The organism is Streptomyces sp. NPDC048182 (assembly GCF_043202555.1).
In the GTDB taxonomy this organism is placed as follows: domain Bacteria; phylum Actinomycetota; class Actinomycetes; order Streptomycetales; family Streptomycetaceae; genus Streptomyces.
This window is the reverse complement of sequence record NZ_JBIDAQ010000007.1, coordinates 19,203-42,351: the sequence shown is the minus strand read 5'-3', so window position 1 is coordinate 42,351 and position 23,149 is coordinate 19,203. Positions and strand designations below refer to the sequence as shown.

Annotated in this window: 25 protein-coding genes and 1 riboswitch; of the genes, 9 read left to right on the top strand and 16 right to left on the bottom strand. The window is 74.9% G+C overall.

Going from position 1 to position 23,149, the window contains the following annotated elements:
- Positions 1 to 84: 84 nt before the first annotated feature.
- Together ACGFZL_RS15680 and ACGFZL_RS15675 are read left to right on the top strand one after the other, a co-directional pair.
- On the top strand, positions 85 to 1,152 hold the full coding sequence (locus ACGFZL_RS15680; RefSeq protein WP_393691986.1) for a MerR family transcriptional regulator: 1,068 nt from the start codon (positions 85 to 87) through the stop codon (positions 1,150 to 1,152).
- 98 nt (positions 1,153 to 1,250) lie between these two features.
- Positions 1,251 to 1,598 carry a pyridoxamine 5'-phosphate oxidase family protein gene (locus ACGFZL_RS15675; RefSeq protein WP_393692532.1) on the top strand — a complete coding sequence of 116 codons (348 nt, stop codon included), beginning with the start codon at positions 1,251 to 1,253 and terminating at the stop codon, positions 1,596 to 1,598.
- Here the strand turns inward: ACGFZL_RS15675 and ACGFZL_RS15670 are convergent.
- Positions 1,546 to 3,660, bottom strand: a complete 2,115-nt coding sequence (locus ACGFZL_RS15670) for an MMPL family transporter (protein WP_393691984.1) — start codon at positions 3,658 to 3,660, stop codon at positions 1,546 to 1,548. The genes ACGFZL_RS15675 and ACGFZL_RS15670 overlap by 53 nt on opposite strands.
- A gap of 90 nt (positions 3,661 to 3,750) precedes the next feature.
- Positions 3,751 to 4,251 carry a MarR family winged helix-turn-helix transcriptional regulator gene (locus ACGFZL_RS15665; RefSeq protein ID WP_393691982.1) on the bottom strand — a complete coding sequence of 167 codons (501 nt, stop codon included), beginning with the start codon at positions 4,249 to 4,251 and terminating at the stop codon, positions 3,751 to 3,753.
- Between the two features lie 107 nt (positions 4,252 to 4,358).
- On the opposite strand from ACGFZL_RS15665, the gene ACGFZL_RS15660 reads away from it, so the two are divergent.
- Both ACGFZL_RS15660 and ACGFZL_RS15655 read left to right on the top strand, forming a co-directional pair.
- Positions 4,359 to 5,882 (top strand): SDR family oxidoreductase, encoded by a 1,524-nt coding sequence (locus tag ACGFZL_RS15660; RefSeq protein ID WP_393691980.1) that lies wholly within the window; start codon positions 4,359 to 4,361, stop codon positions 5,880 to 5,882.
- A gap of 81 nt (positions 5,883 to 5,963) precedes the next feature.
- A complete protein-coding gene (locus tag ACGFZL_RS15655; protein WP_393691978.1) occupies positions 5,964 to 7,340 on the top strand; it encodes a cryptochrome/photolyase family protein in 1,377 nt (458 codons plus the stop codon).
- Here ACGFZL_RS15655 and ACGFZL_RS15650 read toward each other — a convergent pair.
- From ACGFZL_RS15650 to ACGFZL_RS15625, 6 genes are all read right to left on the bottom strand, one after another.
- Positions 7,315 to 7,767: a hypothetical protein gene (locus tag ACGFZL_RS15650; RefSeq protein WP_393691976.1), complete on the bottom strand. Its 453-nt coding sequence runs from the start codon at positions 7,765 to 7,767 to the stop codon at positions 7,315 to 7,317. The genes ACGFZL_RS15655 and ACGFZL_RS15650 overlap by 26 nt on opposite strands.
- Before the next feature lie 31 nt (positions 7,768 to 7,798).
- Positions 7,799 to 8,131, bottom strand: coding sequence for a DUF3140 domain-containing protein (locus ACGFZL_RS15645; protein ID WP_355173287.1), 333 nt, complete (start codon positions 8,129 to 8,131; stop codon positions 7,799 to 7,801).
- Between the two features lie 6 nt (positions 8,132 to 8,137).
- Positions 8,138 to 8,365, bottom strand: a complete 228-nt coding sequence (locus tag ACGFZL_RS15640; RefSeq protein WP_393691974.1) for a DUF2945 domain-containing protein — start codon at positions 8,363 to 8,365, stop codon at positions 8,138 to 8,140.
- Positions 8,366 to 8,450: 85 nt separating this feature from the next.
- Positions 8,451 to 9,698, bottom strand: a complete 1,248-nt coding sequence (locus ACGFZL_RS15635) for an NAD(P)/FAD-dependent oxidoreductase (RefSeq protein ID WP_393691972.1) — start codon at positions 9,696 to 9,698, stop codon at positions 8,451 to 8,453.
- 162 nt (positions 9,699 to 9,860) lie between these two features.
- Complete coding sequence (locus ACGFZL_RS15630; RefSeq protein WP_393691970.1) at positions 9,861 to 11,075, bottom strand: phosphatidylserine/phosphatidylglycerophosphate/cardiolipin synthase family protein; 1,215 nt, start codon at positions 11,073 to 11,075, stop codon at positions 9,861 to 9,863.
- Positions 11,076 to 11,315: 240 nt separating this feature from the next.
- Positions 11,316 to 11,897, bottom strand: a complete 582-nt coding sequence (locus ACGFZL_RS15625) for a sugar O-acetyltransferase (protein ID WP_393691968.1) — start codon at positions 11,895 to 11,897, stop codon at positions 11,316 to 11,318.
- Positions 11,898 to 11,963: 66 nt separating this feature from the next.
- Between ACGFZL_RS15625 and ACGFZL_RS15620 the strand changes: the two genes are divergently transcribed.
- Positions 11,964 to 12,551, top strand: a complete 588-nt coding sequence (locus ACGFZL_RS15620) for a histidine phosphatase family protein (RefSeq protein ID WP_393691966.1) — start codon at positions 11,964 to 11,966, stop codon at positions 12,549 to 12,551.
- Positions 12,552 to 12,621: 70 nt separating this feature from the next.
- On the opposite strand, the gene ACGFZL_RS15615 is transcribed toward ACGFZL_RS15620, so the two are convergent.
- The 3 genes from ACGFZL_RS15615 to ACGFZL_RS15605 all read right to left on the bottom strand — a co-directional run bounded on the left by ACGFZL_RS15615 (position 12,622) and on the right by ACGFZL_RS15605 (position 14,553).
- Positions 12,622 to 13,389, bottom strand: a complete 768-nt coding sequence (locus tag ACGFZL_RS15615) for a CbtA family protein (RefSeq protein WP_393691964.1) — start codon at positions 13,387 to 13,389, stop codon at positions 12,622 to 12,624.
- A 21-nt stretch (positions 13,390 to 13,410) separates the two neighbouring features.
- Positions 13,411 to 13,632 (bottom strand): CbtB-domain containing protein, encoded by a 222-nt coding sequence (locus tag ACGFZL_RS15610; RefSeq protein WP_355173273.1) that lies wholly within the window; start codon positions 13,630 to 13,632, stop codon positions 13,411 to 13,413.
- Between the two features lie 63 nt (positions 13,633 to 13,695).
- Positions 13,696 to 13,770: riboswitch (cobalamin riboswitch) on the bottom strand.
- A 93-nt stretch (positions 13,771 to 13,863) separates the two neighbouring features.
- On the bottom strand, positions 13,864 to 14,553 hold the full coding sequence (locus ACGFZL_RS15605; RefSeq protein ID WP_393692530.1) for a GAF and ANTAR domain-containing protein: 690 nt from the start codon (positions 14,551 to 14,553) through the stop codon (positions 13,864 to 13,866).
- Positions 14,554 to 14,847: 294 nt separating this feature from the next.
- On the opposite strand from ACGFZL_RS15605, the gene ACGFZL_RS15600 reads away from it, so the two are divergent.
- Positions 14,848 to 15,228: a hypothetical protein gene (locus ACGFZL_RS15600; RefSeq protein WP_393691962.1), complete on the top strand. Its 381-nt coding sequence runs from the start codon at positions 14,848 to 14,850 to the stop codon at positions 15,226 to 15,228.
- Between the two features lie 8 nt (positions 15,229 to 15,236).
- Here the strand turns inward: ACGFZL_RS15600 and ACGFZL_RS15595 are convergent, their stop codons facing one another.
- Genes ACGFZL_RS15595 through ACGFZL_RS15585 form a run of 3 tightly spaced genes read right to left on the bottom strand, consistent with a single transcriptional unit; the run spans position 15,237 to position 18,629 of the window.
- A complete protein-coding gene (locus ACGFZL_RS15595; protein WP_393691960.1) occupies positions 15,237 to 16,829 on the bottom strand; it encodes a bifunctional 3-(3-hydroxy-phenyl)propionate/3-hydroxycinnamic acid hydroxylase in 1,593 nt (530 codons plus the stop codon).
- A 7-nt stretch (positions 16,830 to 16,836) separates the two neighbouring features.
- Positions 16,837 to 17,763 (bottom strand): VOC family protein, encoded by a 927-nt coding sequence (locus tag ACGFZL_RS15590; protein WP_393691958.1) that lies wholly within the window; start codon positions 17,761 to 17,763, stop codon positions 16,837 to 16,839.
- Between the two features lie 17 nt (positions 17,764 to 17,780).
- A complete protein-coding gene (locus ACGFZL_RS15585) occupies positions 17,781 to 18,629 on the bottom strand; it encodes a fumarylacetoacetate hydrolase family protein (RefSeq protein WP_393691956.1) in 849 nt (282 codons plus the stop codon).
- A 95-nt stretch (positions 18,630 to 18,724) separates the two neighbouring features.
- On the opposite strand from ACGFZL_RS15585, the gene ACGFZL_RS15580 reads away from it, so the two are divergent.
- Positions 18,725 to 19,426, top strand: coding sequence for a FadR/GntR family transcriptional regulator (locus ACGFZL_RS15580; RefSeq protein ID WP_393691954.1), 702 nt, complete (start codon positions 18,725 to 18,727; stop codon positions 19,424 to 19,426).
- A gap of 3 nt (positions 19,427 to 19,429) precedes the next feature.
- On the opposite strand, the gene ACGFZL_RS15575 is transcribed toward ACGFZL_RS15580, so the two are convergent.
- Positions 19,430 to 20,395: a pirin family protein gene (locus ACGFZL_RS15575; RefSeq protein WP_355173261.1), complete on the bottom strand. Its 966-nt coding sequence runs from the start codon at positions 20,393 to 20,395 to the stop codon at positions 19,430 to 19,432.
- Positions 20,396 to 20,473: 78 nt separating this feature from the next.
- Between ACGFZL_RS15575 and ACGFZL_RS15570 the strand changes: the two genes are divergently transcribed.
- A complete protein-coding gene (locus ACGFZL_RS15570) occupies positions 20,474 to 21,118 on the top strand; it encodes a peptide deformylase (RefSeq protein ID WP_393691952.1) in 645 nt (214 codons plus the stop codon).
- Positions 21,119 to 21,153: 35 nt separating this feature from the next.
- Here the strand turns inward: ACGFZL_RS15570 and ACGFZL_RS15565 are convergent, their stop codons facing one another.
- On the bottom strand, positions 21,154 to 22,587 hold the full coding sequence (locus tag ACGFZL_RS15565) for a dihydrolipoyl dehydrogenase family protein (RefSeq protein WP_393691950.1): 1,434 nt from the start codon (positions 22,585 to 22,587) through the stop codon (positions 21,154 to 21,156).
- Between the two features lie 166 nt (positions 22,588 to 22,753).
- On the opposite strand from ACGFZL_RS15565, the gene trxA reads away from it, so the two are divergent.
- Positions 22,754 to 23,134 (top strand): thioredoxin, encoded by a 381-nt coding sequence (gene trxA / locus ACGFZL_RS15560; protein ID WP_355173255.1) that lies wholly within the window; start codon positions 22,754 to 22,756, stop codon positions 23,132 to 23,134.
- The last annotated feature ends 15 nt before the right edge of the window (positions 23,135 to 23,149 follow it).

Sequence of the window (23,149 nt, the reverse complement as noted above, 5' to 3'; positions counted from 1 at the left end):
CCGCCGTTCTCCCGTCACCGTGGCCGGTCGGCGCCCCTCCCGCAGCGAGCCGCCCGCGACGCCCGGCCGTCGTAGGGTGGTGCCGTGGACAGGGTGATCACCGACGGTGGGACGCACGCGGCCGAGGCGGGCGTGACCACCGGCGTCCTCGCCCGCCGGCTCGGCGTGTCACCGACCACGATCCGGTCCTGGGACCGTCGTTACGGCCTCGGCCCGGCGCACCGGGAGGGCGGCCGGCACCGGCGCTGGCGGGCGGCGGACATCGCCGTCCTCGAGGAGATGTGCCGGCTGACCGCCACCGGCGTCCCGCCGGCCGAGGCCGCGCGCGCCGCGATGGCGCCGACCCGCCCGGGGACGCCCACCGCCCCCGGCGCCGGCGACCCGGCCGCCGCTCCCCCGCCGACCCCCGCGTACCCGCCGGACACCGTCCCGGCCCCCCACGGCCGCGTCGTCGGCAGCGGGCTGCCGCTCGGCGACGTGCGGCACGAGGCGCGCGGTCTGGCCCGGGCCTCGGTGCGGCTGGACTCGGCGGCCGTGCAGGACCTGCTGAACTCCTTCGTCCGGGAGCACGGCGTGCTCGCCGCGTGGGAGGACGTGATGATGCCGACGCTGCACGCGGTGGGCCGCAAGTGGCAGTCCAGCGGCGACCGCTACGTGGAGGTCGAGCACCTGCTGTCCTGGCACGTGTCCACCGCGCTGCGCAGCGCCCCGCTGCTGCGGCCCTGCCCGGTGCCGCCGCCCGAGACGGCGCCGGTGCTCCTTGCCTGCCTGCCCGACGAGCAGCACACCCTGCCCCTCGAGGCCCTCGACGCGGCGCTGCGCGAGCGCGGCGCGGCGACGCGGATGCTCGGCGGCGCCGTCCCGGCGGAGGCGCTGACGGCGGCGGTGCGGCGCAGCGGGCCCAGCGCCGTCGTGCTGTGGTCGCAGACCCGCTCGACGGCCAGCGTCCCGCTCGCCCGGGAGCTGGGCCGGACCCAGTGGGGGGTGCAGGGCGCCCGGCACGGCCCGGCCGTGCTCGTCGCCGGACCCGGCTGGGGGCGCCGTGGCCTGCCCGGGCTGCTGCGCCCGCACGGTCTGGGCGACGCGCTGGCGATGCTGTCCGGGGCGGGGACGACCGCCCCGCCCGCGAGGAGACCGGAGGAGACGGGTTGAGCACCAAGGACGAGAGCCCCGAGGACGAGAGCCCCGAGGAGACCGGCCCGGCCGCCGACGCGGACGAGGAGTTCCTACGGTTCTGGCGGGAGCGCCGCGTGTGCCTGCTGGCCACGACCCGCGCCGACGGCACCCCGCACCTGGTGCCGGTCGGGGTGACGTACGACCACGCCACCCGCACCGCCCGCGTGATCACCGGCGGGCACACCGCCAAGGCGCGCCACGTCGAGCGCGCCGAGCGGCCGGTCGCCGCCGTGAGCCAGGTCGACGGCCGGCGCTGGTCCACCCTGGAGGGCGTCGCCACGGTGCGGCACGAGCCGGATGCGGTGCGGGACGCGGAGGTCCGCTACGCCGAGCGCTACCGGCAGCCCCGGGAGAACCCGGCCCGCGTCGTCATCGAGATCGCGGTGCGCCGCTACCTCGGGACGGTGCGTCCGGCCGGCTGAGGCGCCCCGGCCACCAGGCGCGGGCGCCGATGTCCCGCGTCAGGGCGGGCACGAGCAGCGAGCGCACCACGAGGGTGTCGAGCAGCACGCCGAAGGCGACGATGAAGGCGATCTGCACCAGGAAGGCCAGCGGGATCACGCTCAGCGCGGCGAAGGTGGCCGCCAGCACCACGCCGGCCGAGGTGATCACGCCACCGGTGGCGGTCAGGCCGCGCAGCATGCCCTGCCGCACCCCGTGGCGCAGCGACTCCTGGCGGACCCGGGACATCAGGAAGATGTTGTAGTCCACGCCGAGGGCGACCAGGAAGACGAAGCCGTACAGCGGCACCGAGGCGTCGGTGCCGCCGAAGCCGAACAGGTGCGGGAAGACCAGGGCCGCGACGCCGAGCGTGGCCAGATAGTTGAGGGCCACCGTCGCCACCAGGAGCACCGGCATCGCCAGCGAGCGCAGCAGGGCGATCAGGATGACCAGGATGATGCCGAGGACGACCGGCACGATGACGGTGCGGTCGTGCGCGGCGGTGCGCTGGGTGTCGTACTGCTGGGCGGTGTAGCCGCCGACCAGGGCGTCCGCGCCGGGCACCGCGTGGACGGCGGTGCGCAGCCGGGCGACGGTGTCCTTGGCGGCGTCGCTGTCCGCCGCGTCCTCCAGGGTCGCGTCGATCCGCACCCGCCCGTCGACCACCTGGGGCTTCCCGCCGGGGCGCCCGCCTTCGCCCACCGGGTCGGCGGAGGCCACGCCGTCGGTGTCGCGGGCGGCCTTCAGGACACCGTCCAGCTCGTCGGCGCCGGCGATGACCACCGTGGGGTTGCCGGAGCCGCCGGGGTAGTGGCGGGCCAGGGTCTGCTGGGCGGCGACCGAGGGGGCGTCGTTCACGAAGATCTCGTCCAGCGGCACGCCCTTGGAGCTGAGCCCTGGCGCGAAGGCGGCGCAGGCGAGCAGGGCGGCCAGGCAGATCGCCCAGATGCGGCGCGGAGCCCGGTCGACCAGGGCGGCGACGCGGTGCCACACCGGGTGCCCGGCCTCGGGGTCGCCGGACCTGGCGGGCTTCGCGGGCCAGTAGGCGGCCCGGCCGAGCAGGACGAGGACGGCGGGCAGGAAGGTGAGGGCGCTGAGCACCGCGCAGACGATGCCGATGGCGCCGACCGGTCCGAGGGCCCGGTTGTTGGTCAGGTCGCTGAGCAGCAGGGCGAGGAGGCCCAGGGCCACGGTCGCGGCGCTCGCGGTGATGGCGCTCCAGGAGGCGCGCAGGGCCGCGCTGGCGGCCGGGAAGCGGTGGCCGTGCCGGGCCAGCTCCTCGCGGAAGCGGGCGGTGAGCAGCAGCGCGTAGTCGGTGGCGGCGCCGATGACCAGGATGGAGAGGATGCCCTGGACCTGCCCGTCGACGCGCACGACGCCGTGGTCGGCCAGCGCGTAGACGACCGCGCAGGCCAGGCCGAGCGCGAAGACGGCGCCGAGGATGATGACCAGCGGCAGCAGGACGCTGCGGTAGACGAGGAGCAGGATCACCAGCACGGTGATCAGCGCGACCCCGAGCAGCAGGCCGTCGATGCCGGAGAAGGCGTCGGAGAGGTCGGCCTGGGAGGCGGCGGGCCCGGCGAGGGCGACCCGGGTGCCGGGGACCTTCTCGGCGGCGGCGCGGATCGGCTCCAGGGCGTCGGGCAGCTGCTCGCCGAGGTCGGGCCGCAGCTGGACCACCGCCTGGAGGGCCTCGCCGTCCCGGGAGGGCACGGCGGGCGAGGGGCGTCCGACGATCCCGGGTCCGGAGGCGGCGCCCGCGATCGCCCGGGTGGCGGCGGCCCGCCGATCGGCGACCGGCCCGTCGCCGTCGGCGGCGGTCCACAGGACGATCACCGGCAGCGTCTCCTGCTCCTTGAAGTCCTTCTGCGCGTCGATGACGGCGGTGGACTCGGCGCTGCGCGGCAGGAAGGCGGCCTGGTCGTTGGTGGCGACCTCGCCCAGCTTCCCGGCGTACGGGCCGAGCGTCGCGCCGATGCCCAGCCAGACCAGGAGCAGGACGACGGGGACGAGCCAGCGGGTTCGTCGGGTGGGGGTGGGCATCGGTCTCCCAAGGGTGGTCGCGCGGGCAGTGATCAAACAATCTCAATGATTGAACTACTGCCCGGGCGCGCCACGCGGATGCACCCGCGGTCAGCCGTCCGCCGGGCGGGTCAGGTGCAGCTCGTCGTTCATCGCCGTCAGGAAGCGCAGCACGACCGCCACCTCCGCCTCGTCGAACCGTTCCCGGGCGGTCGCCGCCGCCTCGGCCAGCGGCCGGAACCAGGCGCGGGCCGCCGCCCGCGCCTCGGGCGGGTAGTGCAGGTGGACCACCCGGCGGTCGGTGCTCTCCCGCACCCGGCGCACGTGTCCGGCGCGCTCCAGCCGGTCCACGCAGGCGGTCACCGCGCCGGAGGTGAGCCCGAGGTGCTCGCGTAGCCGTCCGGGCGTCATGGGCTCCTCCGCGTCGAGGATCGCGGCCAGCGCGTGGACGTCGGTGGCGTGCAGGGAGTGGGTGCCGGCGAACTCCTGCACCAGCCGGTTGATCTCGCCGTTCATCCGCCGCATCTGGGTGGCGAGGAGCAGCAGGTCGCCCGCCGCCGGTCCGCTCTCTCCCAGGTGCGCGCCCTGTCCGCGCCGGTTCGCTGTCGCCACGTCCTCAGCGTATAGAAGGGTCAACTTCCGGCTCCGCGCATCCATGGCGGCACGTACCCGGGAAGTGATCACCGCGACGACTCGTCCCACGCGAGAGACGGAATCCCATGAGCGACGGACCCCTGCACTGCCTGGTCACCGGGGCGACGGGCTACATCGGCGGCCGGCTGGTGCCGGAACTCCTTGAGGCCGGCCACCGGGTGCGCTGCCTGGCCCGCTCCCCGCAGAAGCTGCGCGACTACCCCTGGACCGGGGACACCGAGGTGGTGAAGGGCGACGTCACCGACGCGGACTCCGTCGCGGCGGCCATGGAGGGCGTCGACGTCGCCTACTACCTGGTGCACGCCCTCGGCACCGGCGACGACTTCGAGGAGACCGACCGGCGGGCGGCGCGGAACTTCGCCGAGCGGGCCGCGGCGGCCGGGGTGCGGCGCATCGTCTACCTGGGCGGACTCACCCCGGCCGGCGTCCCGGAGCGCGAGCTGTCGCCGCACCTGCGCTCCCGCGCCGAGGTCGGCCGGATCTTCCTGGACTCCCCCGTGCCGGCGACGGTGCTGCGGGCCGCGGTGATCATCGGCTCCGGCTCGGCCTCGTTCGAGATGCTGCGCTACCTCACCGAGCGGCTGCCGGTGATGGTCACGCCGAGCTGGGTGCACACCCGCATCCAGCCGGCCGCCGTGCGGGACGTGCTGCGCGCCCTGGTCGGCAGCGCGGGGATGCCGCCCGACGTGGACCGGGCCTTCGACCTCGGCGGCCCGGACATCCTCACCTACCAGGACATGATGGTCCGCTACGCGGCGGTGGCCGGGCTGCGCCGGAGGCTGATCCTGCCGGTGCCGATGCTCACACCGGGCCTGTCCAGCCACTGGGTGGGGGTGGTCACCCCGGTGCCCGCCTCCATCGCGCGCCCGCTGACCGAGTCGCTGCGCCACGAGGTGGTGTGCCGGGAGAACGACATCGAGCGGTACGTGCCCCCGCCGCCCGGCTTCCCGCTCGGCTTCGACGCGGCGGTGCGCCTCGCCCTCCAGCGCGTCCGCGACGCGCAGGTCGCCACCCGCTGGTCCTCCGCCTCGGTGCCCGGCGCGCCCAGCGACCCGCTGCCCACCGACCCGGACTGGGCGGGCGGCAGCCTCTACACCGACCACCGCTCGCTGACCGTGGACGCCCCGCCCGAGGCACTGTGGCGGGTCATCGAGGGCATCGGCGGCGACAACGGCTGGTACTCCTTCCCGCTGGCCTGGGCGGTGCGCGGCTGGCTGGACCGGCTGGTGGGCGGTGTCGGCCTGCGTCGCGGCCGGCGTGACGCGGCCCGGCTGCGGTCCGGGGACGTGCTGGACTTCTGGCGGGTGGAGGAGATCGTCCCGGGCCGACTGCTGCGGCTGCGCGCCGAGATGCGGCTGCCGGGCCTGGCCTGGCTGGAGATGTACGCGGAGACCGACGAGGCCGGGCGCACCCGCTACCGCCAGCGCGCCCTGTTCCACCCGCACGGACTCGCGGGCCACGCCTACTGGTGGTCCGTCTCCCCCTTCCACGCCGTGGTGTTCGGCGGCATGGCCCGCAACATCGCCAAGGCCGCCGCCCGGCAGCCCTCCGAGCCCGAGGCGCCGCCGCGCCAGGCCCGTTCCGCCTGAGCCCCTTCACCCCCGTCTCGCGACCGCCCCGCCCCCTCCTGAGCCGCGCGCCGGCCCGCCTCCGCACCCCCGAGGAGCGCCATGACCGTATCGGTCGTCCTGTTCACCTCCGACCTGCGCCTGCACGACCACCCGCCGCTCCGGGCCGCCCTCGACGGCTCGCGGGCCGTGGTGCCGCTGTTCGTGCGCGACCGGGCCGTGGACGCCGCCGGGTTCGCCGCGCCCAACCGGCTCGCCTTCCTCGCCGACTGCCTGGCGGACCTGGACGCCGGGCTGCGCGAGCGGGGCGGGCGGCTGGTCGTCCGCTCGGGCGACCTGGTCGAGGAGGTGTGCGCGGTGGTCGGCGAGGCGGACGCCGACGAGGTGCACATGGCGGGCGACGTCAGCGCCCACGCGCACCGGCGCGAGGAGCGGCTGCGGGAGGCGCTGGAGGGGCGAGGCTGCCGGCTGCACGTGCACGACGCCGTCAACACGGTGCTGACGCCGGGCGCGGTCACCCCGGCCTCCTCCGACCACTTCGCGGTCTTCACCCCGTACTACCGGCGGTGGGCGGAGGAGCACGTCCGGACCGTCCTGACCGCGCCGCGCCGCGTCCAGGTCCCCGAGGGCGTCGGCTCCGAGGAGCCGCCCGACCGGCGGAAGCTCTCGGATCTCTCCCCCGCCCTGGTGGCGGGCGGCGAGAAGGAGGGGCGCAAGCGGGTGACGGCCTGGCTCCGCTCCGGGATCGCCGACTACGCCGACCGCCACGACGACCTGGCCGGGGACGCGACCTCGCGGCTCTCCCCGTACCTGCACTTCGGCGCCGTGTCACCGGTCGAGTTGGTGCACCGGGCGCGCCGCGCCGGCGGCCCGGGGGCCGAGGCGTTCGTCAGACAGCTGGCCTGGCGGGACTTCCACCGCCAGGTGCTGGCCGCCCGGCCGCAGGCAGGCGGGCGCGACTACCGCACCCGGGACGACCACTGGCGCACCGGCGCGGAGGCGGAGCGCGACACGCAGGCGTGGCGCGAGGGCCGCACCGGCTACCCGATCGTGGACGCGGCGATGCGCCAGCTGCGCGAGGAGGGCTGGATGCACAACCGGGGCCGGCTGCTGGTCGCCAGCTTCCTCACCAAGACGCTGTACGTCGACTGGCGGACGGGCGCCCGGCACTTCCTCGACTGGCTGGTGGACGGCGACGTCGCGAACAACCAGATGAACTGGCAGTGGACGGCCGGGACGGGGACGGACACCCGCCCGCACCGGGTCCTCAACCCCCTGATCCAGGCCAAGCGGTACGACCCGAGCGGCGACTACGTGCGCCGCTGGGTGCCCGAGCTGGCCGGCCTGGAGGGCTCCGCCGTGCACCAGCCGTGGAAGCTGCGCGGGGCGGAGCGGGCGAAGTACGACGCCTACCCCGACCCGATCGTCGACCTGGGCGAGGGGCTGGCCCGCTTCAAGCACGCCCGGGGTCGCGACTGACGTCGCCGTCCCCTGGGCCCTCGGTGTGGTCGGGGTGCCCGTGGGTGCGGCGGGCCTGCTTCAGCTCCGCCTCGAACACATGGTCCCGGCCCCCGGCCAGCCGCTCCACCGCGGCGCGCTCCAGGTCCTTGAAGGGCTGGTAGTACGTCCCGTCGTAGGACTCGACGATCTGGAAGGTCCAGTGCCCGGGGATGACGTTCCGGCCGAGGACCTCCCGCTCGACGCGCTCGGCCCACTCCGGGTGGCCGGCCTCGCGCAGCAGCCGCACCGCGCGGTCGAGTTCGAGGTCGGCCGTGCCGGTGAGCTGGTGGAAGGAGAACAGGTGCCCGCGGGCCCGCTCGGTGGTCTCCAGGGCCTTGGATAGGGAGCCGAGCGCCTCCACCGTCTCGTCGCTCATCCCCTCGGGACGCCGGTCCAGTTCTGCCATGAGGCCCTGCCTTCCGCTCGCGGTGCTCCGGTCACGCCAGGGGATCGTGTCCCCAGTTCATGAGCGAGTACCGCCATGTGCTCTCCCGCACGTCACCGGAGGGCCGCTGCGCGAGGTGCCGCCGGACGTAGCCGACGACCTTGCGCATGTGCCGGTAGTCGTCGTCGGAGAGGTCGCCCTTCTTGGCGCGCAGGATCGTCACGATCCGGCGCCCGGAGGCGTGCCCGGTGGACTCGCCCCCGCCCTGGTGCTGGCCGGCGTCCTTCGACTCGTCGGACTCCAGCCACTTCTCCAGGTCGGCCGGCTTCATGTTCACCAGCTCGCGGAACCCGTCCCAGGTCTCCTCGCGCTCCCCGCCGTCCACGCCGCCTCACTTCTTCTTCAGCGACGACGGCTTGTGCACGGCGGAGCCGCCGGACTTCTCGCTGCGGACCTTGTACTGCGGGTCGTCGGACGACGCGTCCACGGTGCGGCCGGCCTCCTCGGTCCGGTCGGTGATCTTCTTCTCGACCTTGCCCTCGGTCTCGCTGCCGTGGCTGCTCCAGGCGACCTTGTCGCCCTTCTTCAGGTGCTTGTCCTTGCCGCTGCCCTTCGCCATCGCGCTGCTCCTCGTTGTGGGGGTGGTGGGGGTTGTGGGGTTACGGGATGGTCCGTCCAGTGAGGGGGTTCGGGGATACGTGCGGTCAGGGATGCAGGTCCGCGAGGACCTCGCGGGCCGCCCGCGCGCCCGAGGCCAGCGCGCCCTGTACGGAGCCGGTGGCCCGGTGGTCGCCGCACACGTGGCGGCCGGGCGCGTGGCGGGTGCCGCGGCTCAGCGGCCACGGGGGGCGCATCGCCGGCAGCGCGTTCTCGATGGTGTACGTCGCGACCGGCCGCCAGCCGGAGGTGTCCGCGCCGTACAGCTCCCCCGCCCGGCTGCGGACGGCGGCCTCGCGCCCCGGGGCGTCGCCGCCGAGCACGGAGGTGGAGACCAGCGCCGTACCGGGCGGCGCGTAGGCCGGGCTGACCTCGGTGAGCACGCAGGTGTTGAGCACCGTGAGCGTGCTGTCGACCAGGAGGATCGGCTCGGGCAGCGGCGTGGTTCCGGTGGCGTGGTAGTACGTCGTGACAGTCCGCCCCTCCGGTGCCTCGAGCCCGGGCAGCAGCCCGGCGGCGGTGTGGGCGTCGGTGGCGACGACCACCGCGTCGGCGGGCCGCTCGGTGCCGTCGGCCAGCACCACCCCGGCGTCGGTGACGGCCCGGACGGGCGAGTCGAGGTGCAGCACGCCCTGCGGGAGCCGCTCGGCGAGGAGCCGCGGCACGCTGCCGATGCCGTCGGCGGGCAGGCAGAGCGTGCCGCGGGCCATGCTGCGCCACACGAGGTGGAAGAAGCGGGCGGAGGTCTCCAGGTCCGGCTCCAGGAACACGCCGGCGAGGAAGGGGCGCAGCAGGTCGTCCACGGCCCGCTCGGACAGCCCGGCGCGGCGCAGCGCCTCGGCGGTGGTCCGGTCCCGGCCCCGCCTGAGGAGCGCGGCGGGTGCCAGGGCGTCCCGGGCGGTGAGGGCGGCCAGCGCCGCGAGGTCCCGCGGGCCGAGGTTGCGGCCCGGCAGCAGCGCGGCGGCCTCGGACGGGCGCCGGGTGGGGTCGGTCAGCCGCACCGGGCCCGCGGGCGTGTGGGCCAGCACGCCCGGGGTGAAGGGCCGCAGCAGCAGCTCGCGCAGCGGGAGGCGCCGGCGGACCTGCGGATAGGCGGTGTTGAAGACCTGGAAGCCGCGGTCCAGCAGGAATCCGTCGCGCCGGTCGGTGCGCATCCGCCCGCCGGGCCCGTCGGACGCCTCGTGCAGCTCGACCGGGAGCCCGGCCAGGGCGAGGTCGGTGGCGCAGGCCAGGCCCGCGAGTCCGGCTCCGATCACGACGACGCGCGGTTCCCGCCCGTACCGGCTGTCCACCATGCGCGCTCCTCACGGCCTTTTCCCCAGCCTGGCCCGCCCCGTGGCGGACCACCACTCGCCGGGGGTCATCGGCGGTACCGGCGCCCCCTGCGGCGTCCGCCGGGGCGGGTGCCCGCGGCGGCCCGGCCTACGCCGGACCGAGGCCTCACATGGGCCGGCGGCTCACAGGAACCGGCGGATCGGCAGCACGGACGCCTCGCGGGCCCGCTGCGCCAGGGAGCGGCGCCGCCAGCGGCCCGCCCGGATCAGCTCGCTGGCGGCGAGGTCGGCGTCGAAGTCCGCGTCGAGGCCGGCGGTGAACTCCTCGTCCAGGACGGCGAGCATGACCTCCTCGTCGTGGTCGAGGGAGCGCCGGTTGAAGTTGGTCGAGCCGACCAGCGCGGCGATGCGGTCCACGGTGATGATCTTCGCGTGCATCATCGTCGGCTGGTACTGGTGGATGCGGACCCCGCAGGCCAGCAGGTCCTCGTAGTAGTGCTGCCCGGCCAGCTGGCACACCCGCTTGTCGGTGTGCGGGCCCGGCAGCAGGATCTCCACCTGGACCCCGCGCCGGGCGGCGGCGCACAGCAGCTCGATGAAGCCGGCGTCCGGGGAGAAGTAGGCGGTGGCGAGCCGGAACCGCTCCTCGGCGGACTCGATCATGACGCGGATCAGGGTCTGCATGTCCTGCCAGCCGAAGCTGGCCGACCCCCGCACCACCTGCACGATCGCATCGCCCTCGGGCTTGTGGCCGGCGAACCGGTCGTGCGCGTCGAAGAGCCGGTCGTGGCACTCCGCCCAGTTCTGCGCGAACGCCGCGGCGACGCCGTCCACCGCCGGGCCGCGGACCTTGACGTGCGTGTCGCGCCACTCGCGCGGGTTGCGCGCGTCGCCGCACCACTCCTCGGCTATGCCCACCCCGCCGGTGAACGCGGTCTGCTCGTCCACGACGAGCACCTTGCGGTGGCAGCGGTGGTTCTGCTTCAGCGGCGACAGGTACATCGGTCTGCGGAACCAGGCGACCTGCACACCCGCCCGGTCCATCTCCGCCAGGAGGTCCTTCTCGATGAGCCGGCTGCCGAAGCCGTCGAGGAGCAGCCGGACCCGCACCCCGGCCCTGGCCCGGTCCGCCAGCGCGTGCGCGAACCGGCGGGCTATCTCGCCCTTCCAGTAGACGAAGGTCATCATGTCCACCGTGTGCTCGGCACCGCGGATGGCGTCGAGCATGGCGGGGAAGATCTCGTCCCCGTTGCGCAGGGCGACCAGCGAGTTGCCCTCGGTCGCGGCGATGCCGATCAGCCGCTCCAGGCGCCGCCGGATCCGCAGGGCGCGCTCCTCGGGTGTCCGCTGCTCCGCCGGGCGTACGGCGGCCCCGGGCGCGTCCTGTGTGCTGGTCATTCCTGCCCCTGTTCCGATTCCTGTGAGCCGAGCGCGTGCGGGGCGGCACCGCGCTGCACCGACCCGTACAGCCGTTCGCCCCGACGGAGAGAGACTGTAGCCGCCTCTCCCCGGGGAGCCGATGCCCCTGATCGCGCGGTCGTACCGGACTTCGCCGGGCGCGGGGCCACCGCCCCGGCGGCCGGCACTACCTGTTCTGCTGGGACTCCTCCCCCGACGACCTGGCCGCGACCGCCCGGTTCAGAGGTCGCGGACGGGACGTGCCGGGTTGCCGACGGCGACGACGTTCGGCGGGATGTCCCGGGTGACGACGGCGCCGGCGCCGATCACCGAGTTGTCGCCGATGCTCACGCCGGGGCAGACGATGACGCCGCCGCCCAGCCAGACGTTGTCCCCGACGGTGATCGGCAGAGCGGCCTCCAGCTTGTCGCGGCGCGGGCCGGGCTCGACGGGGTGGGTCGGCGTGAGGAGCTGGACGCCGGGGCCGATCTGGCAGTCCTCGCCGATGGTGATGCGGGCGACGTCCAGGGCGACGAGGCGGTAGTTGACGAAGGTGCGGGCGCCGATGCTCAGGTTGCTGCCGAAGTCGACGTGGAGCGGCGGGCGTACGTCGACGTCCTCGCCCACCGCGGCGAGCAGGTCGGCGAGGAGGGGCCGGGCGGTGGCGGGGTCCTCCAGGTAGGCGGCCTCGTAGCGGGCGGCCAGGCGCATCGCCGCCTTCTGGCGCCGGGCGATCTCGGGGTCGTCGGCGACGTAGAGGTCGCCGGCGAGCATGCGCTCCAGTGGGGTGCGGGAGTCCTCGGGGAGGGGGTCGGTCGGCATGCGGACGACCGTACACTCCGGGGGACCCTCGCGCCCGGTACGGGGGACGACTCCAGGAGCTCCCTCGTGACCTGCCGCGTCACCCTCGTCACGCCCGCGATGAACGACGCACTGCGCCGGGCCCGGTTCGACGACGGGACGAACCCGCTGGACGCCGGCGGCGCCACCGCGGCGCGGGCGGCCGCCGGGTCGCTGCCGGCGGCGGCCCGGGCCGTCGTGTCTCCGGGTGTCCGCTGCCGGGAGACGGCCACGGCTCTCGGTCTCGCGGAGGCGCGGGAGGAGGCGGCGCTGTCCGGGCTGCGGGTGGGCCGCTGGCGGGGTCTGACGCTCGATCAGGTCGGCGCGGCGGAGCCGGCGGCCGTGGCCGAGTGGCTGGCGGACCCCGACGCCGCGCCGCACGGCGGCGAACCGGTGCGGGAGCTGTGCCTGCGGGTGGGGCGGTGGCTGGACGCGTTGGCGCGGGAGGACGGCCGGGTGGTCGCGGTCGTGGAACCGGACGTCGTACGGGCCGCGGTGGCGCACGCCCTGGGGGCGCCGGCGGCGGCCTTCTGGCGCGTGGACGCGCCCCCGCTGACGGCGACGGAGCTGAGCGGCCGGTCGGGTCGCTGGAATCTGCGGAGCGGGATCCCGCTGCGGGGGCCGGCTGCCGGTTAGGGGGCGGCATGCGCCCGAGGGCCCCGCGTCGGTTCCGCGGGGCCCTCGGGCGGTGGCGTGCCGGCCCGGTTCAGCCGGGGACGGCGGCGGAGCGGTTCTCGGCCGCGGTGGCGGGCCTTGGGTTCAGCAGGCGTTCGGCCAGCTCGCCGAAGAGCAGGCCGAAGCCCGCCCAGAGCGTGACCTGCATGGCCAGCGCGGAGAGCCGGAACCGCCACAGCACGGTGGCCGGGAAGTCCGCGGGCACCTCGTTGACGACCGGCAGGAAGGCGAAGGCCACGCCGATGACCAGGGCGAAGGCGGCAACGGCGACGACGGTGGCGTACCAGGTGCCGAGCGCCGGGGCGAGCCGCTTGCCCAGCAGGGTGGCGGCCACCGCGAGGAGGACGCTGAGCGCCATCATCAGCACGTACAGCGTGGTGCGCTTGCCGATGGTGTCGCCGTTGCCCACGGCCGGCGGGTTGGCCGGGTACTTGAGGAACGGCACGACGTAGACGGCGAGCAGGGCGCAGCCGGACAGCAGCAGCGCGGTGGCGCGCGGGGTGAAGCGGCCGACGCGGCCGAGCGCGAAGCAGTAGGCGAGGGCGGCGATGCCGCCGAAGGCCACGCCGTAGAGCAGCACGCCGGTGGCGAGGCCGGCGGTGGACTGGAGGCTGCGGGAGACGAGTTCGACCTCGTGCTCGTGCCCGCCGTGCGCGTGCGCCTGGACCTCTTCGAAGCCGATCGCCTTGTCGACGAGCGGTTCACCGAGGAAGTAGGCGACGACCAGGGCGAGTACGCCGGCCCCCAGGCCGGCGAGCATGCCTCGGACGAGCAGGTTTCTTACCGTTGCGGAGTTCATGGAAGTGCCGGGGCCCGTCGCTCAGTGGCAGGGGAAGCCGAGGAGGTGGCGGGCGTCGTGCACCCACTCGTGGACGTCCTCGCCCGAGACGACGGCGGTGGCGCCCTGCTCGGCGCCGACGAAGTAGAGCACGATGAGCATCAGGATGCCGAAGAAGACCGCCCAGGGCACGATCGCGCCGATCGGCAGCTTGGCGGGCAGGGCGGGGGTGGTGGCTGAGGGCTGCACGGTGTGCTGCGCCATGGCATGGCCTCCTCTGGGAGTTCGCGTCCCGTCTCGGTGGTGCACAGAGGACGACGGGTGCGGGTCTGACTCGCGGACCGCCCCGCGGGGGCGTGCCGTTCACAGTGGCGCGACCGTGCCGGAGTTGCACCGGCTTCCGTTCCGTCGTCGATATCGGAGTGACGGTACCGTGCGGCACTCCGTGGGCCAAGGCCGCGTGATCGGTGGTGATCTTTGTCATGGCCCGGCTGGTCAGGAGAGGGCGCCCTTCTCACAGACCTGGCGGGCGACGTCGCGCAGCTTGATGTTGCGGTCCTGCGAGTAGCGGCGCAGCACGTCGAACGCCTGCTGCTCGGTGAGGTGGTGGCCGCCCATGAGGATGCCCATGGCCTCGCCGATGACGTGCCGGGTGTCGACGGCCTGGAGCATCTGGGCGTGCGAGCGGGCGCCGGCGAAGGCGACCGCCGCGTGCGAGGCGAGGAGCCAGCCGGCCGTCTCGCTGTTGTCCGTGAAGGCGCCGGGCCGGCGGGAGTAGAGGTTCAGCGCGCCGAGTTCCTCGTCCTCGGTGTAGAGCAGGAAACCCATCATGCTGCCGAGGCCCAGCTCCCTGGCGGGGGGCGCGTAGGCGGGCCAGCGCTGCTGCTCGTCGGTGAAGTCAGCGATGCGGAACACCCGCTCCGGGCGCTGGGGCCGGGCGGCGTCGAAGCACGGCCCCTCCTGGAGGCGGCCCTGGAGCCGGTCGCTGTCGATCACCAGCTGGTCGGTAGGGGCGAGGCTCTCCACCTCCTTGCCGCGCAGGATCAGCACCCCCGCGGCGTCGCAGCCCTCGACCAACCGGGTGGCGAAGGAGGTGATCCGCTCCAGCGTGGCGTCCACCGAGTCCTGCGCCAGCAGCACGCGGGCCATGTCCGCCATCTGCCGGGCGAACTCCTCCCAGTCCATCCCGTCCGCTCCGTGCGCCTGGTCCACGCGGTCCATCGGTCCTCCTCCACCGGCTCGGGAGGCTTGCTGCCCCTCCCCCACCCTGCCACCGAAGCGTCGGCCGGCCGGCGAGGGCGACGGGTCCGGCCGAGCGCCTCGCCCGGTTGCCGGACGCCCGGGAGGCATGGCTTCGCCGGTCTGCCGATGCCCGGATACGGGTGACTCGCCGGCCGCTCCTCACCTTCGCCGGTCCGCGTCGTTGGACCGGTGAGAACTCGTCGATCAACGCCCGAGGGCGGGAACGGGGATTGTGACATGACCACGGACACGGCTGTCCGGGCGACGGTGCACTCGCGGCGCGGGGCGGCCTTCCTGCGGATCGCGATCGCGCTGCAGACCCTGACCATCTTTCTCCAGGCCGTCTCGGCCGGGCTGCTGCTGACCGCGCCCTACGGGGAGACGCTGCACAGCGCCGGGGCCCGTGTGATGTACGGGGCCGCGATGCTGTACGTGATCGCGGCGGTGGTGGCGTGGAAGCCGGGCGGCGGCCCGGCGCGGCCGATCTGGCAGGCGTCCGGCTTTCTCGTGCTCGCCTCGGTCCAGGTCGTGCTCGGCATCGCGCACGTCCCCTCGGTCCACCTTCCCCTCGGTGTCCTGATGTTCGGCCTGAGCCTGCTGGCCCTGGCCCGGCGCTGAGCCGGGCGTCACCGCACGACGGCGGCGGGCCGGCGCAGCTGCGCGCGCAGTTGGCCGACCAGTTCGCGCAGTCCCGCGCCGTCGGCGGCGGCGCCGAACAGGTAGAAGTCGGGCCGGACCAGGGCGGCGGCGTGCCCGTGCCCGCGCAGGTGGGCCAGGTAGCCGCCGGGTGCGTCGAGGTAGCCCTCGGGCGGGCAGGCGTCGGCGTACAGCGGCACCAGGACCGCGCCGAGTTCGGCGAGGAAGCCGCGGTCGGCGGCGTCCAGGGCGTCGAGCGGGGCGGGGCCGTCGGTCAGCAGGGTGAAGCCGCCGCCGGTGAGGTCGTCGAGGAGGGCGGTGCGTCCCCGGTGGGTGACCTCGTACTGCGGGGTCAGCAGGCCGACGTCCGGGGCCCGGCCGCCGTCGGGGGCGCGCTGGAGGACGCCGTCGCCGAGCACGGGCGGCGGGGTGGCCGGCAGGGCGTGGAGCGGGTCGGCGCCGGCGGCGATCATCCGGGCGTCGCGGGCGGCGGCGGCCTCGGGGTCGAGGACGCAGATGACCTGGCCGAGGGCCATGGACATCCCGATGGCGTGCTGGACGTGCTCGCTGCGCTCGGAGGTGTACGTGTCGAGCAGGCCGGGTCCGGCCCGGCCGTCGAGGACGAGGTCCAGCTTCCAGGCCAGGTTGATCGCGTCGCGCATGCCGGAGCACATGCCCTGGCCGGCGAACGGCGGCATCTGGTGGGCGGCGTCGCCCGCGAGGAGCAGCCGGCCCTCGTGCCAGCGGTCCACCCAGCGGGCCTGGAAGGTGTAGACCGTGTGCCGTTCGATCGCGGTGTTATCCGGCGTGCGCCCCCACGGGGCGAGCAGGCGCCAGGCCGTCTCGGGTGTGTTGAGCTCCGCGGCGCTCTCGTGGGGCAGGCGCATGAACTCCCAGCGGCGTCGGCCGGGGCCGCCGGAGACGATGGTGGTGGGCCGCTCCGGGTCGCACAGCTGCCAGTTCATCGGGGACCACTCGGTCTCCTCGTGCGGCAGGGTGTCCACGATCAGCCAGTCGTAGAAGAAGCCGAGGTCGGTCACGGTGGTGGCCATGGCGGAGCGGACGAAGCTGCCCGCACCGTCGGCGCCGACGACGTAACGGGCGCGGACCTCGCCGCCGCCGTCCGCGCCCCGTGTGACCAGCCGGACAACGTCCTCCGCGAGGTGCAGGCCGGTGACCTCCTGTCCGCGGCGCACGGTGACCGTGGCCGACCTCTCGGCGGCGGCGGCGAGCACGGCCTCGAGCCGGGGCTGGCTGAAGAAGCTGGCGGTGGGCCAGCCGGAGGGGCCGTCGCCCGACCAGTCGATGCGCACCAGCGCCTGGCCCGCGGCGTTGCGCCACTCGTAGTGGTCGGGCACCGGGTCGGTGACCGCGCGCACCTCCTCCCCGACCCCGGCGGCCTGGAGGACGCGGCCGATCTCGTGGTCGAAGTGGACGGCCCGGGGCAGCGGGTAGGGCTCGGGCCAGCGTTCCAGGGCGACGACGTCGTGGCCGGCCCGGCCGAGGAGGAGGGCGAGCAGCTGTCCGACAGCGCCGAAGCCGACGATCGCGACGTCGTGGACGTGCGGGGAGGTCCTGTTCACGGGGGCGCTACCTCGGCTCACTGTGGGCGCCGGTCATCAGGGCGGCGAGGTCGTCGGGGGCGAGGAAGGAGGGCGGGGGTGGCGGGCCCCAGCTGAAGAGGCCCTTGGCGCCCTCGAGGACCTCGGGCGTCCACAGCTGGTCGTCCACGATGCAGTCCATGTCGGAGTAGTACTCGCTGAAGTTGCCGGCCGGGTCCTTGAGGTACCAGAAGAAGTTGGAGCCGGCGTGGTGGCGGCCCAGCCCCCAGACATGCCGCTCGGGGTGGTCCGCCAGCATGGCGGCGGCGCCGCGGCCGACCTCGTCGACGTCGTCGACCTGCCAGGAGGAGTGGTGCAGGAAGGCGACCGGCGCGGCCAGCACCAGGACGTTGTGGTGGTCGGTGGAGCAGCGCAGGAACGCGCCGTGGCCCTTGATGTGGTCGGAGGACTTGAAGCCGAGGCCGTCGCGGAAGAAGGCGGTGGTGGCCTCGAAGTCGGTGGTGCCGACCACGGCGTGGCCCAGCTTGCGCGGGCGCACCCGGTCGGTGCGCAGGATGCCGGGCGCCCGGCGGCCGGTGCGGTCGGCCCGGCCGGGCCCGTTGGGGACGGGGGCCGGGACCGGGGCCTGGGTGAGGCGGGGGGCGACCTCGAGGACGGCGCGCACGGCGGTGGCCTTGTCGTACGCGGTCAGCGTGCCCTCCCCCGCGGTGCTCGCCACGCCGAGCCGCTTCAGCCGGGCGGCGGCCGACGCCAGGTCGTCGGGCGTGTCGGCGCCGACGCGCAGTTCGACGAGGCGGCGGGTGGGCGCGTGCACGACCCGGAGCTGGCGTCCGGCGTCCTGGGTGGTGAACCAGCCGTCGCCGTCCGGGGCGAGGCCGAACTCGGTGTAGTAGGCGGCGGTCCCGGCGACGTCGGGGACCCCGATGGTGAGGGAGGTCAGACGGTGCAGTGCCATGGAGTGCTCCTCGGCCCTCAGGCGCGGGCTACGAAGGTCTGGCGCAGCTCGCCGATGCCCTCGACGGTGCTGACGAGCACGTCGCCGGGCGCGAGGAAGCGCTGCGGGTCGCGGCCGAGACCGACGCCGGCCGGGGTGCCGGTGAACAGGACGTCGCCGGGCAGCAGGGGCAGGACGGCGGACAGGGCGGCGATCAGGGCGGGCACGGAGCGGATCAGGTCGCGGGTGCGGCCCTTCTGGACCTCCTCGCCGTTGACCGTGCAGCGCAGCTCCAGGTCGTCGGGGTTGGCGAACTCGTCCGGCGTGACCAGCCAGGGCCCGATGGGCGCGAAGCCGGGGAAGGACTTGCCGAGGCTGAACTGCGGTGCGGGCCCGGCCAGTTGCGACACCCGCTCGGAGATGTCCTGTCCCGCCGCCAGACCGGCGACGTGGCTCCAGGCATCGGCCTCGGCGACCCGCTCGGCGCGGCGGCCGATCACGGCCACCAGCTCGACCTCCCAGTCGGTGTGGCCGTCCGGCGGCAGCGTCACGTCGGTGACCGGTCCGCTGATGCTGGTGGCGAACTTGGTGAAGACGGGGGGCAGCCCCTCGGGGGCGGCGAAGCCGGACTCGGCGGCGTGGTCCCGGTAGTTCAGGCCGATGGCCAGGACCTGCCGCGGGGCGGGGGCCGGCGAGCCCAGCTCGGCCGGGTCGAACCCCAGGCCCTCGAGCAGCTCGGCGTCCGCGGCCCAGGCGCGGAACTCCTCCCACCGTTCGTAGACGGCCTGCGGTGCGGCGGCGAAGCGGCCGGCGCTGGCCTGTTCGACGTCGACGGCACGACCGTCGACAATGAGGGCCAGCCGGCCGGAGAGGTTGGCGATGCGCACGACGGACTCCCACTAATTGAGCATGATGATTACCCTGATGTTGCGCCCCGGTGACTGAGGCGTCAAGACGTTCCAGCGAAATGAGAATGATGAATATGACGTCGGGGCGCGCCGAGCGCGCGGCGGAGCAGGTCGCGGAGCTGGTCGCGGAGGTGCCGCCCGGCTCCCGGCTGGGCACCAAGGAGGAGCTGCGGACCCTGTGCGGGGTGTCCGTGGGCACCTTCAACGAGGCGCTGCGCCTGCTCCAGGCGCGGGGTCTGGTCACCGTGAAGCCCGGTCCCGGCGGCGGGCTCTTCAGCGCCGAGCAGTCCCCCATGGTCCGGCTCGGCAACTCCGTCCTCGCGCTGGACGCGGGGGCGAACGACGTCGCCGAGGCCGTGCGCATCCGCGACGCCCTCGACCCCCTGCTCATCGAGGACGCGCTGTGGCACGCCTCACCGGCCGACATCGCGGGGCTGCGCGACCACATCACCGCCATGGCGGGGGCGGTGGCCGCGGCGGACCCGGTCGCCTTCGTGCACGCCAACTGGCGCCTGCACGCGGCCATCGCCGCGATCAGCCCGAACGCGCTGCTCGGCTCGCTCTACACCCACCTGCTCGACCTGATCGAGAGCCACACGCTGACCGTGCTGCCCGCCGGCGAGCAGCCGCTGGGCGAGTACGTCGCGCACCGGCACGCGCTCCACCGCGACCTGGTCGACGCCCTGGACCGGCGGGACCGCGAGGAGGCGCTGCGGCTGATCCACGAGCACAACACCAGCCTCCAGGGCGCCGGGGAGACCGCCGCCCGGAGCTGACGGTCAGCGCGTGCGCCCGCGCGGCTTCAGCGCCACCGGCGGCAGTTCGGGGGCGGGCAGCGGGGCGCCGTCGTATCCCTCGACCCGCCCGAAGCGCGAGCCCTCCGTCCAGTCCCGGCGGGCCTGCTCGATCTCCTCCTGGGAACGTCCGATCCAGTTCCAGAACATGACCAGCTCCTCCTCGAACGGCTCGCCGCCCAGGAGCATCAGGCCCGCCTCCGACTCGGCGCGCAGCGGCAGTTCCGTACGGCCGCAGCCGAGGTAGAGCATCGAGCCCGGCAGCAGCGGCACGCCGTCCACGTGGGCCTCCCCGGACATCGACAGCACCGCGTACTCGAAGTCCCGCTCCAGCGGCAGGCGCACCTCCGCGCCCCGGGCCAGGGCGAGGTCGGCGCCGACCAGCGGGGTGTAGGCCGTGCCCGGCGAGCGGGTGCCGTCGAGGGCGCCGAGCAGCAGCGTCGCCGTCAGGCCGGGGGCCGTGACGCGGGGCAGCTCGGCGTGGAACTCGAAGTGCGGGGCGGTGTGGCGGTGGGCGTCCGGGAGGGCGACCCAGAGCTGGGCGCCGTGCAGGAGGCGGGCGTGCGCGCGGGGGCTCTCCTCGGAGTGGCTGATCGCGTGCCCTGAGGTCATCAGGCCCAGCTGGCGGGGGCCGATGGTCTGCACGCTGCCGGTGGAGTCGCGGTGCAGCACCTCGCCCTGGTGCAGCCAGCTGACGGTCTGCAGGCCCATGTGCGGATGCGGCGGCACCTGCATGCCGGGTTCGTCGGCGATGTCGTCGGGGCCGTAGTGGTCGACGAAGCACCACGCCCCGACCATCCGGCGGCCGAGGTTCGGCAGCAGCCTGCGCACCTCGGTGGACTCCCCCAGCCGGACGGTGCGCGGGCTGAGGAGTTCGCGCACGGGCTCCGCCACGACGAAGCCGCGGCCACCGCACACGGCGGGCGCCGCCTGCCGATCGAGATTGCTCATGGTGCCCAACCTAACCCCGGCGGGGGCGCCGTGTGACGGGTCCGGTGGCCCGTCACCCCGGCGTGCGATGCTGGCGGGATGGGAACTGCGCGCGAGGACCGGCGGCTTGCCGAACGGGTCGAGGAACTGCTGGCCGACGACGTTCCGTTGCCTATCGTCGCCGCCGGGGAACCGGTGCTGCGGCGGGCGGCCGAGCCGTTCGACGGGCAGCTGGAGCCCGCCCTGCTCACCCGCTTCGTGGCGGCGCTGCGCCGCACGATGCACGCCGCGCCCGGGGTGGGGCTCGCCGCGCCGCAGGTCGGGGTGGGGCTGCGGATCGCGGTGATCGAGGACCCGGCGCCGGTGCCGGAGGAGGTGCGCCTGGCGCGCGGCCGGGTGCCGCAGCCGTTCCGGGTGCTGGTCAATCCGTCGTACGAGGGTGCCGGGCCGGCCCGGGCCGCCTTCTACGAGGGCTGTCTGAGCGTGCCCGGCTGGCAGGCCGTGGTGGCCCGGCACGCCGAGGTGCGCCTGACCGCGTGGGACGAGGCGGGGCGGGCCGTGGAAGAGGTCTTCGCGGGCTGGCCGGCCCGGATCGTGCAGCACGAGACGGACCACCTCGACGGCACCCTGTACCTGGACCGGGCGGAGCCGCGCTCGCTCGCGTCGAACCAGGCGATGGCGGAGCGCTGGGCGCAGCCGACGCCGGAACGGGCCGCGGCGGAGCTGGGCTTCGAGCTGCCCTGACGGCGCGGAGGCGGGTGCCCCCGCGCCGTACGCGCTCACTGGTCCCGGTAGGCCTCCAGGAGCCGCAGCCACACCTCGCTGATCGTCGGGTAGGACGGCACCGCGTGCCACAGGCGGCTGACCGGCACCTGCCCGGCCACGGCGATCGTCGCGGAGTGGATCAGCTCCCCGACCCCGGGCCCGACGAAGGTGACCCCGCGGACGATCTCCTCCTCCAGGTCGACCACCATCCGGGCGCGGCCCTTGTACCCGTCGCCGTACAGGCTCGCCCCGGCCACCGTCGCGAGGTCGACGTCGACGGCGCGGACGCGGTGCCCCGCCTGCTCCGCCTCGGCCAGGGTCAGGCCCGCGGAGGCGGCCTCCGGGTCCGTGAACACCACCTGCGGCACGGCGTCGTGGTCGGCGGTCGCGGCGTGCGCGCCCCACGGCCCGGCGTCCACCGGCCCGCCGCCGGCCCGCGCGGCGATGGCGGCGCCCGCGATCCGGGCCTGGTACTTGCCCTGGTGGGTGAGGAGGGCCCGGTGGTTGACGTCCCCGACGGCGTACAGCCAGTCGTGGCCCGCCACGCGCAGGCTGTCGTCCACCGGGAGCCAGGAGCCCGGCTCCAGTCCGACGGTCTCCAGGCCGATGTCGCCGGTGCGGGGCACCCGGCCGGTCGCGAAGAGGATCTCGTCGGCCTCCAGCCGGTCACCGCCGTCGGTCTCGGCGACGACGGTGCCGTCCTCCCGGGTGACCGAGGTGACGGAGACGCCGGTGCGGATGTCGACGCCGGCCTCGGCGAGCGCCTCGGCGACCAGTTCCCCGGCGAACGGCTCCATCCGGGCGAGCAGCCCGCCGGTGCCGCGCACCAGCAGGGTCACCTGGGAGCCGAGGGCCTGCCAGGCGGTGGCCATCTCGACGGCGACGACTCCGCCGCCGACCACGATCAGCCGGCCCGGGGCGCTCTTGGCGCTGGTGGCCTCCCGGCTGGTCCAGGGGCGGACGTCGTCGATCCCGGGCAGGTCGGGCAGGGCGGCCCCGGTGCCGGTGCAGACGGCCACGGCGTGCCGGGCGGTCAGGGTGCGGCGCTCGCCGTCGGGTCCGGTGACCTCCACGGTGCGGGGTCCGGCGAGCCGGCCCTGTCCGCGGTACAGGTCGGTGCCGGTGCCGTCGATCCACTCGACCTGGCCGTCGTCCTTCCAGTGCGAGGTGAACTCGTCCCGGCGGGCGAGGACCCGCTCGGTCTCCAGGGGGCCGCGCACCGTCTCGGCCAGGCCCGGCAGCCGGCGGGCGTCGGCCCGGGCGATGACCGGGCGCAGCAGCGCCTTGCTGGGCATGCACGCCCAGTAGGAGCACTCGCCGCCGACGAGCTCGCTCTCGACGATCGCGGTGGACAGTCCGGCCGCGCGGGTGCGGTCGGCGACGTTCTCCCCGACGGGGCCCGCGCCGATCACCACGACGTCGTACGCGATGGGTTCCGTTTGCGTCATGGGGTCAGTCTGGTGGGTGGTGTGCCGCGTGGCCACACCGGTCTGCGGGGAGGGTGTGCGGCGTGGCCACCGGGGTACGCACGCGGCAGGCGCCGCGGAACAACGGCCAGGTCGGCCGTGTTGAGGAAAGCGCCACACCCCCGATCGCAGGAAGAGGGACCGCGCCATGAGCAGCACCGTGGAGCTGACCAAGGAGAACTTCGACCAGACGGTCACGGAGAACGGATTCGTGCTGATCGACTTCTGGGCGTCCTGGTGCGGTCCGTGCCGCCAGTTCGCCCCGGTCTACGAGAAGGCGGCCGAGGAGAACCCGGACCTGGTGTTCGGCAAGGTGGACACGGAGGCGCAGCCGGAGCTGGCGGCGGCCTTCGACATCCAGTCGATCCCGACGCTGATGATCGTCCGGGACCAGGTCGCGGTGTTCGCGCAGCCCGGCGCGCTGCCGGAGTCCGCCCTGACCGACGTCATCGGGCAGGCCCGCGAGCTGGACATGGACCAGGTCCGCAAGGAGGTCGCCGCGCAGCAGGCCCAGGAGGGCGGCGCCTGAGGCGCGCGGAGGTGC